Source organism: Laspinema palackyanum D2c, from assembly GCF_025370875.1.
GTDB lineage: Bacteria > Cyanobacteriota > Cyanobacteriia > Cyanobacteriales > Laspinemataceae > Laspinema > Laspinema palackyanum.
The window spans coordinates 13,544-28,281 of the sequence record NZ_JAMXFD010000011.1 but is presented as its reverse complement, the minus strand read 5'-3'; the positions used below and the strand labels follow the sequence as shown (position 1 = coordinate 28,281).

General features: G+C 50.2%; 9 protein-coding genes. All 9 read right to left on the bottom strand.

Annotated features, from left to right (window positions below):
* Positions 1–532 (bottom strand): tetratricopeptide repeat protein (locus tag NG795_RS14525; RefSeq protein WP_367289378.1); only part of this gene is annotated, 532 nt, incomplete at its 3' end.
* Between the two features lie 78 nt (positions 533–610).
* Positions 611–1,381, bottom strand: a complete 771-nt coding sequence (locus NG795_RS14520) for a DUF928 domain-containing protein (protein ID WP_367289377.1) — start codon at positions 1,379–1,381, stop codon at positions 611–613.
* 346 nt (positions 1,382–1,727) lie between these two features.
* The gene (locus NG795_RS14515) at positions 1,728–3,656 is read right to left on the bottom strand and encodes a CHASE2 domain-containing protein (protein ID WP_367289376.1); all 1,929 of its coding nucleotides are present in this window, start codon (positions 3,654–3,656) and stop codon (positions 1,728–1,730) included.
* Between the two features lie 251 nt (positions 3,657–3,907).
* Positions 3,908–4,654, bottom strand: coding sequence for a HEAT repeat domain-containing protein (locus tag NG795_RS14510; protein WP_367289489.1), 747 nt, complete (start codon positions 4,652–4,654; stop codon positions 3,908–3,910).
* Positions 4,655–5,136: 482 nt separating this feature from the next.
* Positions 5,137–5,766 (bottom strand): DUF6658 family protein, encoded by a 630-nt coding sequence (locus tag NG795_RS14505; protein ID WP_367289375.1) that lies wholly within the window; start codon positions 5,764–5,766, stop codon positions 5,137–5,139.
* A gap of 91 nt (positions 5,767–5,857) precedes the next feature.
* Positions 5,858–6,019, bottom strand: a complete 162-nt coding sequence (locus tag NG795_RS14500; RefSeq protein WP_367289374.1) for a hypothetical protein — start codon at positions 6,017–6,019, stop codon at positions 5,858–5,860.
* Positions 6,020–6,309: 290 nt separating this feature from the next.
* Positions 6,310–9,057 (bottom strand): S8 family serine peptidase, encoded by a 2,748-nt coding sequence (locus NG795_RS14495; RefSeq protein ID WP_367289373.1) that lies wholly within the window; start codon positions 9,055–9,057, stop codon positions 6,310–6,312.
* A 780-nt stretch (positions 9,058–9,837) separates the two neighbouring features.
* A complete protein-coding gene (locus NG795_RS14490; protein ID WP_367289372.1) occupies positions 9,838–12,147 on the bottom strand; it encodes a S8 family serine peptidase in 2,310 nt (769 codons plus the stop codon).
* 740 nt (positions 12,148–12,887) lie between these two features.
* Positions 12,888–14,486, bottom strand: a complete 1,599-nt coding sequence (locus NG795_RS14485) for a M8 family metallopeptidase (RefSeq protein ID WP_367289371.1) — start codon at positions 14,484–14,486, stop codon at positions 12,888–12,890.
* Positions 14,487–14,738 lie beyond the last annotated feature (252 nt).

The following is a 14,738-nucleotide window of genomic DNA, read 5'->3' as shown; positions in this document are numbered from 1 at the left end:
AAACATTTCCAAGGTTGTAGAGGGTGTTGCCTTCCCCCACTTTGTCTGCGAGTTGCCGGGATATTTCTAAGGATTGGCGGAAGTATTGCTCCGCTTGGGTGTATTCTCCGACAGAACCGTAAACATTTCCGAGACCGTTGAGGGTGTTTCCTTCCCCCGCTTTGTCTGCGAGTTGCCGGGATATTTCTAAGGATTGGTGGTAGGATTGCTCCGCTTGGGCGTACTCTCCCAAAGAACGGTAAACAATTCCCAGGTTGTTGAGGGTGCTGCCTTCCCCCGCTTGGTCCCCGATCGCCCGATAAATTTCTAGCGCTTGTTTGAATGACTCTAAGGCATCACGAAATTGACTGCGCTGATACTGTTCAAGTCCTAAATTCAACAATCGTTCCGCTTCCTGTTGCAGTTCTTCTACAGTTTGGGCAGTCACGGAAAGATTGGATAGGTTGCGCTGACTTTCCCCGAGGGTCGGGATGCCGATGAGAAGGATGAAGGTGAGTAGGGCTAGATTGAGGGGTTTGTGAGAAAATGGCATGGGTAGAAGCTCCCGAGATAGGGTTAACTGAGCCAGTGAGATGCAGGGTTAGAGATGAGCGACAAGTGAGGTCTGGGTTTAGGGGCTGGTGGGGTCGGAGTCAAGGGGGAGCAAGGGGGCTTTGGCGATGTCCGCGAGTCCGACATCGGTGAGTAAGCTCTCCCAGTATGCGGTTAGGTCGGTGTCTTCGGGATTTTCTCGGCGCAGTTGGGCGAGGGTGTGGAGGGTGTCGTGCCAAATTCCGGCTTGGGCGTAAAGTGAGGGGACTTGTCGGGGGGTGGCTTGGCTCACTTGTTGGGCTAATTCGGGATTCTCGACGCGCTGGATTCTGCCGGTGACATAGATGTTGGCTTCTCGGATTCCTGCTGTGGTGGGACAAAGGAGGGCTAGGGTCCAGGAATAGGTCTGATTGGGTTCTAAGGGGGGGATATTGGCATCTTCGGGAACGGTGATGCTTAAGATGCCGGGGGTCCCTGCTAAGGGTACGGGTTGGCTATAAATGCTGTTGCGCTGTTCATCGATGAGGACGAATAGGGCTGTTTCTGCCTGGGTTTGCGGGATGTAGACGAAGATGGTGGGATGGGGGGAAACGGTGAGTCCGATTTTTTGGTTTAAATCAGGTAGTACGGGAATGAGGGATGGGGAATTTTCCCCAGTTAGGCACTCATCTCGGGGTCCTGCGGGAAGGGTGGGGGGTTTGTCATCCGGATCTAAGGGAGGCATGACTTCCGGGGTTTGAGATGGAAAGGTTTGGGCGAGGGTCCGGAGGGCTGTGGGGACAGGGGAGAGGCTGAGAATGCAGGCGGTGGATAAGGCGATCGCCTTTAGGAACAAGAGTGGGTTCAGCATGATAGAGCACCAGATTGAATGGGGTTGATTGACGCGGGAAATACCTCCGCAGAGGGTTTAAAGGGGTCCTAATTATTAGCGGGTGGGAATTCCCGGCCTCATTGGATCAGGTGGGTTGGGATTGAGGTATTGTAACTTATGATGAACGAAGAGAACGACTGAAGTCGTTACTACGAACATTAAGAACGACTGAAGTCGTTACTACGAACATTAAGAACGCCTTCAGGCGTTACTACGAACATTAAGAACGCCTTCAGGCGTTACTACGAACATTAAGAACGACTGAAGTCGTTACTACGAACATTAAGAACGCCTTCAGGCGTTACTACGAACTTGGTTGTTGATGTTACTTCGGTGAGGAATCAATAACGCGGTAAACTTCTATGGTTTTGGATTTTCCTTTTAAGGGTAAAGCTCCCCAGGATTCTACTTTAAATTTATCTAAAATATGGACTAAGGTTTCTCGGGCGATTAGGATGCGACAATCATCGGGGTGGCGCTGTTTCTCACAACTTTCTAGGCGGGAAGCGGTATTGACACTATCCCCAATGATGCCATATTCTAAGCGGTGTTTTCCCCCTAGGCTGCCAACGGTAATCGGTCCGGTAAAAATTCCGATTCGCATCTGTACTTTGGGTAATCCTTCTTGTTGCCAGGTTTGATTTAATTCTTGGAGTTTTCTGCTCATGGCTAAGGCGGCGCTGACGGCATTTTCCGCATCTTTAGCAATCTGTTCGGGGGTGGTGCTGGGAATGGGTACGCCGAAGGCTGCCATAATGCCATCGCCGGTGAATTTATTGACGATGCCGTGATGGTTTAGGACTTCATCTGTCATGGCACTGAGATAGGGATTTAACCAGGTCATTAATTCTTCTGGGGTTTTGGTTTCGGACAGGGTACTGAAGTTTTTGAGGTCGGTAAATAGGATGGTGGCTTTGAGGGTTTGCCAGGGGAGCATTCCTGATTCTAGCAGCCGATCGCGTTCGGTCCAAAGGGCTGTGGCTATCTCCGGGGAGGTCTGTTGTCCCAACAGGTTCATGACCATTTGTTGCTGTTTTCCAGCAAGTTGTCGCTGGTACATCACGCCGAATAAACTTGTGCAAATAAAGGCAGTAGCCGGGGCGGCTAGGGGTATCCATCCGCCGGTTAAAATGAGGCTGTAGCCGATGCTAAAAATTAGCCCTAGTGCAATGAATACACTTCCTGTAATCATCATGGAATTGTGGAATCTCTGGACAACTAGGCTACCACTCATCCCCCAAAAAACAATCCACAGAATTTCTCCCCATTCTGGCATAAACCAAAATAACGGTTTATCGTCTAATACCGCTGATAAAATTTGGCTGCTCTTTTGTCCATGAATTACCACCCCGGGCATTTTTAATTGACCAATTCCCCGACTATAAGGTGTATAAAATAAGTCTTTGAGGGTCGGTGCAGTTGCGCCAATAAAAATAATTTTATCTCGCACCCATTCCGGGTCGAAGTCTCGGGCGATCGCCTCTGTAAAACTAATCTTTCGAGCCACAGATTCAGTGCGATAATTAAGCAGGGTTTGATATCCTCCAGCATCAAGGGATTGATACCCACCGGAATTAAATTTTAATTTGGAAAAAATGGCATTTCCTAGCTGATATTCTTGGGCTTCAGTTAGCATAGGTTCTATGCCTTGATTTTTTAGATAAAACCGGGCTAATTGTAAGGAAAATGAAGGGAAAGTTGTGCCGTCTTGGGAGGCAAACATTAAATTGCGGCGCACTCTGCCATCGGGGTCGATCGCAATGTCATTGAAGCCGATTTGTTCTGCGGAAATCCCCGCCGGTGCAGAAACTCTTTGTTTCTCTTCGTTCCCCAGGGTGGTAATAGCAATCACATTCGGTTGTTGCAATTGGGCAAGCAATTCCTGATGTCCCGGTTCGGTGGGGATATCTCGGACAATATCTAAGCCGATCGCAATGGGTTGATGGCGTTGTAATTCTTCCAGGACTTCGGCAAACAGGCGATCGCTAAAAGGCCATGTTCCCTGGTTCGCTATATCTTGTTCTGTGATTTCAACAATCAGTAAGCGGGGGTCCGGTCCTGGGTCGGGACGGATCCGGGTCATGGCGTCAAACAGGATAAGTTCTAACGGTTGCAACCCGCCCAATTGTCTCACTCCGAGTAATAACGCCGTGATAGTGAGACTGGGAATTGCAACTTGCCCGGGGAATTGGGGGATAATTTCTCGGACTTTTTGGGCGAGGGGATTGAGTTTAGATACAATAAAAGGAATCATGGGATTGATTTAATTTTAATGTGAGACTAAGGGAGCAGGTTCTGTGAATTTAACCTACCCAGAAAAGAGGAAAAGGTAGGCAATGCCTACCTTTTCCTAATAGCTCCTCGTGACTCGGCACAGCCAAGTCACGAGGAAGATGGGGGGAAAAGACTGAAGTCGTTACTACGAACACCGGAGAGAATGACTGTTGCTCAATTTTGTTATAAAAGTTTCTTAGCCCGCAGAGGCGGGCTTTGTTTGATGGGGATTTATAATAAACCATCGAGTTCTAATTCCTCGATGATTTGTAATCCGCGTGGGTCTCCGACTCGTAATAAGGAGGCTTTGGCATCTTCGCGAACCCCCATGTCTTCGTCTTCTTCTAGGACTTCGATCAGGGAGTCGATCGCCCCGGCATACACCACGTTGGAAGGGAGTTCGCGGCAGAGTTGCCCGATCGCCCAGGCGCAGTTACTTCGGACTGCGGCAATAGGGTCGGTTCGCAGGCTGTAAATGAGGGGGGGAATGGCCGAAATAACGAGATCGTAGCCGACATTAGATAGTTGACCCAGGGAACTGGCGGCCCAGAGGCGGACGGCGGAAATGTCGGTTTTGAGGGCTTCGAGGAGGGGTTCGAGGGCGCGGCGATCGGCACAATTTCCCAATGCCCAAACGACACCCTTTCTAACGTAGCCGTTCCAATCCAAATTCAGCCGGTCGATTAAGGGTTCGACGGCATCGGGACTGGTATTGCGTCCAAGGGCGTAGGCGGCACTCACCCGCACGAGGGGGCAAGGGTCGCTTAACAGTTGGATCAGGTGGGGGATGGCGCGTTCATCCTGAATTTCACAGAATGCCCGCGTCGCGATCATTCGCTGTTCGGGAACAGATGACGCTAACAACAGCAACATTTTCTCAGGATCCGGCTTGGGGGCGGCGGGGGCCTCATCCAAATGATCCAGAGGGCTATCTAGCTCATCATCGAGATTTAGTGCGCTTAGGTCACGGTCGTACATAAACCGTATTTTACCATAAATGTCATTTATCCTTAACAGGCAAGGCAGGGGGTTTCGGGGAGAATGGGGGGGATGAAGGATGAAGGATGACGGATGAAGGATGACGGATGACGGATGAAGGATGAAGGATGAAGGATGACGGATGACGGATGAAGGATGACGGAGAATGTTCGTAGTAACGACTTGCTGTCGTTCTCTTAAGTTCGTAGTAACGACTTGCTGTCGTTTCATAGCTGAAGCGGTACAGTCACCATGAGGGGCTTAAGCGCCTGTTTGGGAACTGGAGGATCCGGACAGGGGTGCGTTACTTGGCCAATGCCAAGTAACGCGGTAACGACTGAAGTCGTTACTACAAACATGAACCCCCATCCTCCCGAAACGATGTTCTCAAAAAAAAATAGAGGCACTGCTGTGCCTCTGGGGATTGCGAGTTAGGCTGATTTAGCCTGAACTGCAAGTTGCCCTAACTGGAGGGTGAGAGTCTATTCAATGGAATCGGCTGTCCGTTCTAGGGCTTTACCTGAACGATCTAAGTCCTGCTTCACTTTAGATTTAACGGCGTCGGTGGCCTTTTCTGCGGTGTTTTGAGCTTTATTGCCGAGTTTATCTGCTTCCCGGGCTGCGGTTTTAGCGCCTTTGTTCAGAGAGTTTCGGGTATTTTCAACGGCGGTTTCCCCGGTTTCTTTGGCTAAATCTGCCCCGGCTTTCGCGTGTTTGCCCAATTCGTTGGCGGCATTTTCAGCGCGATCGCCAATTTTAGAGACTTGTCCGGGGACTTCTTCCAGTATCTCGCCAAGGTCTTTATCCGGATAGGTTCGGGAATCGTCTTTAATCCGGCGTTCGGCGCTATCTTTGAGTTCTTTCGCTTTGGCTTCAGCGCGTGTAGTCGCCCCTTGTCGGGGGTCCGTATCGGGATACTCGTTCATTCCCCCTTCATAGGTGGAGTTGACGTACTTGGAGGGCATTTCCTCTCTGACCTGATCAGAAGTTTTAGCCATGACGGAGGGGGTATTGCTGCAAGCAGTGCCGACGATGAGTAGCAGTCCTGCCATCATTCCGGTTAAAATTTGTCGAAGGCTAATATTTTTGAGCCAATTAATCATCTGTTTCATACAAAACTCCTTTGAATTTCAGTAGCATTTTTGCCGCTTTTTGCCTTACATTTAATCGGGTAAAAGCGGCTGTTGCATACTTCTATGATTGTTATTTTGAGAAAGTTAAATTTTCCTCAATGACTTCCAGCTTAGAGTGCCAGTGGCGATCGCCACCTCTACCGAAAGTATCATTTTTTACCGATTTTCTGAAGGCTGCAAAAGTAGCGACAATCCATTGCACGATTGCTGGGTCACGGGTCTGATGAATCAAAAAAATTCCCCTTTTGGGAGGATGTCACCGAACTCTGCTGATGAATCACCGTTGGCTTGAGCAATATGCAGCCTGTAAAAATAAAAGATGGACAAGCGATCGCCTGTCCATCTATATCAGCATTGTCCCAATCTCGATCACAGGAAACCCCCTGGGTTCCGAGGGCATCGGTACAGTTAAAGGGAAGACAACCGCATTTCTGGACTAAATCTCTGCCAATCCGTAATCAATCCGGTATAAAAACCTGGTTTCTGTTCCCTGAACTCTGATCCGGGACTACCGCTTTAGCTTTATGCCAATGCAAAGGTAATCCCCTGCGGTTGTGCGGTTTCAATCAGGATTTGCTCCACTTGAGCCGGAGTCAAGTTGGGATTGGCTTGCAGCATCAGCGCCACGACCCCGGAGACATGGGGGGCAGCCATTGAGGTTCCCTGTTCAAGCTCGTAGTTTTGATTGGGATAGGTAGACAAGACATCAACACCCGGGGCAACAATAAAATTCAAGGGAGAGGGGCCAGCCGGGTTAGAAAAGCTTGCTAATTGATTGGCGGGATTGACTGCACCGATCGCGATCGCCAAATTGTTGCGCGCATTAAACGCCGGGTCTCCAGGCTGGGTTGCACCATAGGTATCCCGCTCGTTGCCTGCGGCAATCACCGCCACAACCCCTCTTGATCGGGCAAATGCCAGGGCTTCTTGAGTTTGCAGGGAAGGAGGAGCTCCCGGATTCCGGCCAAGACTCATTTGAATCACTCGCGCTCCATTTTCCACGGCGTAGTAAATTCCCTCCGCCACTGGATCGAAGTCCTCATCGCGATTAGACTTAGACTCTCCGAGGACGCGGATGGGCATAATTGTCGCATTATACGCCACTCCATTCATTTCTAGCCTGTTCTCTCCGGTTACGATATCTACCCCATTTCGCCCTGCTGCGACGGTGCCTGCGACGTGGGTGCCGTGAGAATCTTCCGGACCCCCGCTGGGATTATTAATGCCATCCACAAAGTCCCAGCCTCGCACATCATCAATGAACCCATTGCCATCATCATCAATGCCATTATTGGGAATTTCATTGGGATTGACCCAGATATTACTGGCGAGATCCGGATGTTTCCAGTCCACCCCATCATCCAAGATGGCGACGATGACGCCTTCCCCAGTAAAGCCTCGGTTCCAGACGGCGGGGGCATTGATTAAATTCAAGTCCCCCGTATTGTTCCGGGTCGCGGTACTGGTGAGATCAGGGGCCGGGGCTAAAGCCGGTTCGCCCAGGGCACGGGCGACGGCGGCAGCGGCATCCGCTAACCCGTACCCAAACAAACTGTTAAATTTTCCCGTGGTTGGTGTTCCTGAGAGGCTCAGGCTGTAGTTGGTCTCACCCTCGAACTGATTGACGCCGACAAAGTAAGTTCCTGCGGGTAATCCAACTAATGAAAACGTTTCTGCATCGCTGCTATAGCCTCCTGTTGCAAACAGGCTACTCAGGAGCTTTTCTGGACCGGGGGCGCTGCTGAGAATCTCACCGCGTTCAACGATGCTATTGTTGTTGATATCCTGAATTAAATAAACTTCTGCCGTGGTACTCAGTCCCTCCAGGTTGATTTGAATATCGCTGGGCCTGGTGAGATTAAAGCGGTAGGTATCGGCTAGATTGGTCTCGGATAAGGCTCCTGTTAAGGTTTGGGGGGTGGGGTTCAATGTTCCCACTTCTAAGGCTTCTGAGAGTGGAAACTGAATGGCTGTGGTTTCTACCGTCAGGTTATAAGTGCTCTCCCCCTCGAAGGGTTCAACGATGATGTAATACTCCCCGAGAGAGAGTTTGGGAATGAAAATTTCCTCGGGCTGAATGCCTTCATTTTCAGAACTGATGATAATTTCGTCGTAAGAAATTACCCCATCTTTATTTCGGTCACCGGCGATCGCCACATCTGCATCCGCACTCAGTTGGTCCAGATTCAACCGAAATCGAGTCGGTGCAATAATGGTGAAACTATAGATATCTCTGGGGTTAAAATCCCCGAGCACCTGGGGCTGGTCAAATCCTTCTAATTCCAACACTTGATTAATTGGAACCTGGCCTTGATTGCTGAGGGGACCTCTCAAGGCCACATCCAAATCGAAGGCTTGACTGAGGGTATTGCCCACGTTATCTGGGGGGACATCGGGGCGCGGAACGGTGGAGAGGAGGACAGTATAGTTTGTATTGCCCTCGAACCGCTCAATTCCCACAAAGTAGGTCCCGGCAGCCAACCCGCGCCGAATCACTTCCGGTGTCGTTCCTTCGTTGGCGGAGAGGTCGATGATTTCTTCTAAGTCGATTTCGCCATCTTCGTTGAGGTCCTGAAACAGGACGACATCGGCATCGGCACTTAACCCTCCAAGTTCCAAGTCAAACTCACTGGGGATCTCTACAGTGAAGCGGTAGAGTTGTTGAGGGTTGCGATCGCTCAGGACGCTATTGATCTGCTCCACACCCAGCAATCCCAAGTCTGTGGCAGCATTCAGATCTAGGGTCGGCGTCCCCAGTCGTCCTTCGGCTTTCCCAAATCTCAGATAATGTTCGATCGCACTCACTTGACCGGCGTTAACTGCGGCTGCCACATCTGGATTATTGGCTAAATAAAACGGGCGATCAAACCCAAAACCCGGTTCGCGACCCTCACTTAACCCGAATTCCCGAAAATGTTGATAGGGGGTCATGACTCCCGCTGCCACGACTGAGGCTACATCGGGATAAGCCGCCAGGTAAAAGTCGGTGAAAAACTCCAAAATCGGATCCCGCCCTTCGGATTGTCCGAAATTTACGAAATGTTCGATCGCCGAGAGGGTTCCGGCTGCCACGGCTTCGGCAACATCGGGGTTTTCTTCCAAATAATAGGCGGTGTCAAACCAAATACTCGGATTCCGGCCTTCTCGTTGACCAAAATTGATGAAGTGTTCCAATCCACTCTTGAAAACCCCGGTAGCGATTGCCGCTTCTACATCAGGGTTTTGGGTGATATACGCACTTTCCTCAAACAAGCGACTAATATCCAACATTCAGTTCAATTGGGAGGCTAAGAATTGAAATATTTGTGGATTGTATCAGCTCTGAGGGTTTATTTCTATCACTTTTCTATCAATTCTTTCTAATTTATCCGCCGAAACCTTAGAAAGATTTCTATCCTCGTCAAAAAAAAATTATTTTATTTTATGATAGGATAAAAGTTCCCTTGATTTTATACCAAATCCGGTTGTAAAAAACCTATTTTACTCTTGTAGTTAAAAGTAGTTAAAAGTAGGGTGAGCACTGCCCACCTTTCTGTGCAGGTGGGCAATGCCTCCTGAGCTCTGAGCGCTGAGTTTGTCGAAGCCTGTCCTGAGCTTGTCGAAGGGCGTCGAAGCCTGTCCTGAGCCAGTCGAAGCCTGTCCCGCAGCTCCGTCGAAGCCTGTCCCGCAGCTCCGTCGAAGCCTGTCCTGAGCGCAGTCGAAGGGGGGGGGAGTCGAAGGGCCTATTCGTTTTTAAAGACCTATCACAACCGAATTCCGTATGACTCTTTTAACCCCTCATTCAAAATCAAAAATCAATCCCAATGCCGACCAGAAGGGTAACATAACAAAGATTGCGATAAAAACTCGATTAGTTACAAGGGAGAAGATTTGCTTTGGAGTTATATATAGATACAATTTGGATTTCAGGCTAAAATCATCGGTAAGCCAAGGACTGCTCCCGGGCCTGGTCCAAGTCCCGATGACCTTTTTCTGGAGGCTAGTTTCTCAGATTAAACCCAGAGGCTAGAACCCGTTGGGGTTTGCGGTTACGGTGGCGAGTTCACCGACTTAGACCCAGACGCTAGAACGGTTGGCCGTTTCGATGAGAATGCGTTCCACTTCCGCAGGGGTTAAATTCGGATTAGCTTGCAACATCAAGGCAACAACCCCAGAAACATAAGGGGCAGCCATTGAGGTGCCGTCTATGGTAAAATAGTTCTGATTGGGGGTGGTGGAACGGATGCCAACTCCGGGTGCTACCAGGAAAGGATAGGGACCAACGGCGGACCCGGCGGGATTGGAGAAGGGGGCGACTCGGCGATCGCGATCGACTGCACCCACGGCAATTCCTAGTCCTTCGGCGGCACGAATGGCCGGATCGGACGGTTGAGTGGCCCTGGCTGATCCTTGATTTCCCGAGGCAAAGACGGCGACGACTCCGCGATCGCGCGCAAAGCGCAAAGCATCAGCAATCCTTTCTGTAGGCGGTTCTCCGGGCAAATTCCCTAAGCTCAAATTCAATATCTGTGCACCATTGTCTACGGCATAGCGAATTCCATTGGCGACGGCGATTTCAAATTCATCGAAGGACTGGCGATCGTCCAGAACACGCACCGGCATTACCGTCGCATTGTATGCCACTCCGGTGACATCAAACGGGATTCCCCCATTGAAAGTCCCATCAATCCCATTTCTCTGTGCACCAATAATCCCCGCTAGGTGCGTCCCATGACGTTCGGTTGAGTAAGAAAAGGAGGGATTCCCATTCCCCTCAACAAAATCATAGCCATGAAAGTCATCAATAAACCCATTGCCATCATTATCCAATCCGTTGCCGGGAATTTCACCGACATTCATCCAGAGATTCCCCTGGAGGTCCCGATGGGTGAGATCGATTCCCGTATCTAAAACCGCGATCACCACTCCCTCTCCGGTATATCCCCGGTTCCAAACAGCGGGTGCATTAAGCGCATCTAAGGCATAATTATTGAGGATGGGATTGGGGACTTGGGGAAACGGTGTGGGTTCTCCCAAGACGCGCGCTACAGCAGCGGCAGCATCCACTAACCCAAACCCAAAGTTCGGGTCAAACATTGGAGGAGGGATGTCCAGAGTGCGAGTTTCTGAATCTGGGGAGATATCCGGGAAAAGACTCAAGTGATACTCGGTTTCTCCTTCTACAGGGTTTACCCATACGGAATAGGTTCCCGGTTCTAAGGCAGTGTGGGTAATCGTTTCGGGTTGAGTGCCTGGGGTGGTGGATTCGGCGAGAATTTGGGCGCTTTCCAGGGAGTCCTGAACTAAAAATAAGTCTACATCAGCCGTTAATCCATTCAGTTCGATCTGAACGGGGGTGGTTGTATCGAGGGTAAATTGGTAGATGTCTGTGGAGTTGTTGGGTTCTACAAAGTTGCGGAGGAGGACTTGTGAGGAGAGGGAACCGATTTCTTGGAGAGAGAATTGCTGGGTTTCGGTGAGATTGGGGTAGGAGTTGGAAAGGGGGACGGTAGACAGACTTAGATGATAGGAGGTTTCGCCGTTTGGGGAGGCGATCGCCAGGGAGTAATCCCCTGGATTTAAGACGGAGTTCAAGAGTTTGGTGCGGGTTCCGGGTTCTGTATCGGTGGCGATCGCCTCGGTAAAGTCGAGGACTCCATTGCCGTTGTGGTCCTGATACAGGGTGACCTGGATATCATCACTCAGTCTACTCAAAAGTAAACTCACTTGACTCGGGCTATCTACGCGAAACCCATAGAGTTGCGGTGAGGTGTCTGGGGAAGTTGCCCCGGTGAGGTTTCGGGTCCCCAGTACCCCCAATTCTAGGGTTTCGTTGAGGGCGAGGGGGGCGTTATTTTCCGTTGCTGCACGTCCCTCCGATGCGCCGAATAGCAGGTAATGTTCCACTGCACTCATTTGTCCCTTTCTCACTAATGCCGCTACATCAGGATGATGGGTCAAATAAAATGTAGCATCAAAGTTAGGTCCGGGTGACCGTCCTTCCCCTTGTCCCGACGCTACAAAATGTTCATAAGCGGTGAGTAAATCCCCTGTCACTGCTGTAGCAATATCCGAGTTATGAGCGAGATAAATATCGGTAAAAAATTCCGTGATCGGATCGCGATTTTCACATTGACCCGTCTCAATGAAATGTTGAAAGGCTGTCGTTTCTCCCTCAGTCACTGCCATCCTGACATCGGGATATAAGGCTAAATAAAAATCCGGTTCAAACCAAGCGCTGGGTTGGCGATTTTCAAATTGACCCACCTCGATGAAATGTTGGAATCCACTGGTTAAAATACCAGCACTAACTGCCGCCATCACGTCGGGATTATGGCTGAGGTAATAGCTTTCGTTAAATAAGCTGGTGGGGTCTAACACAATCTACTCTTCTCGGCTGTTAAGCAACTGGGTCCAATTTAGGCCGATCGCTTCAGAGGTTTGAATCAGGCGATCGGCCTAAATTGGCTCTCTACCCTGATCTTATCATATTTTTCTTTAGCAGGAGTGACACCATTTCGGGAATCTAACTCTCGATTGTAGGAACAGACAACTGGCGGGGGATAAATCGATTGGCGGCCTTATAGCTTGCATTCGGTTAAAAACCGACTGCAAGTCTGATACAGTGGTGTTTTCAGTCGGTTTCAACTGACATCTTGCACCCTTCTCAACAACCGGCGGGGGATAAATCGATTGGCGGCCTTATAGCTTGCATTCGGTTAAAAACCGACTGCAAGTCTGATCCAGTGGTGTTTTCAGTCGGTTTCAACTGACATCTTGCACCCTTCTCAACAACCGGCGGGGGATAAATCTTATAGCTTGCATTCGGTTAAAAACCGACTGCAAGTCTGATCCAGTGGTGTTTTCAGTCGGTTTCAACTGACATCTTGCACCCTTCTCAACAACCGGCGGGGGATAAATCGATTGGCGGCCTCATAGCTAAAGTCGGTTAAAAACCGACTGCAAGTCTGATACAGTGGTGTTTTCAGTCGTCTTTAGACGACTTTAGCTGTTAGGCGGGGGATTTATCCCCCGCCGTAGAGGCGCTTATAAAAAAGCGCCTCTACAGGCTAAAAGGTTCAAACCCCTATAGGTGTTGCCACTAGTGCAAGATGTCCGGATTAAGCGATTTGGGTCCTAAATTGGGGTAAAATGTACTCTTCAGCAGCGCCATAGTTAACAGTCCAACCGAGATCTCGTAAAGAGGCGAGGGTTAATGCACTGGTGACTTGCTGCTCATTGGGATGTCCAGATTCTACCCCAATTTCGTTGTCAAAGGTGGGATTTTTGCGCCAGTGACCCAAGTCAGAACCCTCCCCTACGTTAACGGTGAGTTCGACGGGAGTGGGAATGAAGGTGCCGTTCATTTCCCCATACACCTGTCCGGCAAAGGTATTGGCATTGTATAATCCCTGGGCGTGATCGGCGATCGCATGGTGGTCTTCCCACAAGGTGCCAAATCCCACGACGTGAGTGAGTTCGTGAACCATTGTATCATACAGGTAGCGGGGATAATCCAGGAGGTCACTCTCGGGGTTGGTGTTGAAGACCACTTCACCGTGGACTGGGATTGGCGCAGCATCAAGCCGTCGCACTCTAGTTGGTCCTGCGGATGCCACGAATCCCGGTCCGAAATCCCCGGATTCGATATCGACGGTGATAGTATGGGGAGCATTAAAGGGACTTTGGATCACCATTTGTTCAATGCGATCGGCGGCTTTGCGGATGGTCTGCCGATGGGCATCGGTGAGGGTTTCGGTCCCCGGTCCGAAATTGAGTTCGAGGGAAAAGGCTTGCGGATCAGTGGGGCTAGGGGTAAATTGAGTGTGGAGAGTGTAATTGGCAGTGTTTTGATTGAAGGCGATCGCTTGCAGAGTATAAGTGCCCGCATCTAAAAATTGGCGGATGGATTCATTGGTAATACCGCGATTGGGTTGCCATGCGATGATTTCGATTTCTTCAGGATCGATCATGCCATTGCCATTGCGATCGGTCACTGGATCAATGATGCCATTGCCGTTGAAATCTCGAACTAGGCGTAAGTCAGCATCTCCCGTCAACTGGGTGAGATCAGCGGTGAAAATTCCGGGACGATCAAGGGTGAAGCGATAGAAGTTTTCGGGATTGTTAGCACTCACTTGTCCGACAACGGTCTGATTCGGTTGAAACTCCAAGGCGCGATCGCTCGTTTCTAATCCGGAGATCTCGATGGGAATAGCAGTAGCGATGGTATCCCCCGCCCCGGGTTCTGGGTCGATGCGTCCTGCTGTCTGTAAGGGATTTTCAGGACTGTCCGTTAAGCTCGGGGTCGAAGGAGAGTTGTCGCTATTCCAATCCGTGAGGCGATCGCGGGTGACGGCGAGAACCTCTGGATCATCCGTCAGGGAGTCTACATCTGCGGGACTCGGGGGTTTTGTCATCCTCACTAAGAGCATTTGCAATCCTAGGGTTTCCAGAGGATCCGTGGGCCGGTCAGATTTCCGGGAGACCCCGGGGAAAAAGCGGGTGAAGTCTTCCCAAATGGCAGATTCCCGAGGGGATAATTCTTGGGGAATAGACTCGGGGTTTTGTAAAGCATTGGGTTGGCGGGGATGGACTCCTAATGCGGCGATCGTCCCGGGGAAAGCTTCACTGAATGAACCCGAAGCAATTCCGGTGAAGGGTTCGCTATTGTGGTCGAGGACAGACTTCGGGTCAAATAACTCACTGCTTTCTAACATGAGGCAAAGTTCTCTGCAATGTAGAACAAAATTCAAATCAATCAGACCGGATATTTCGACAGCACCATCGGCCACCGAAATCCACACAACCGCATATCAGTTCACATCTAGATCCGGGATGTTTCGGAGTCAACTGACTGAACAGCGATATCGCCCTTTGAGCTTCCCCGATTTGGGGGTGGCCAATCTAGCGAGCAAGGTAACCTGTGGCGTCCGAGTTGAATCCCACGTTATCCCCTAAAACTGTGGAAT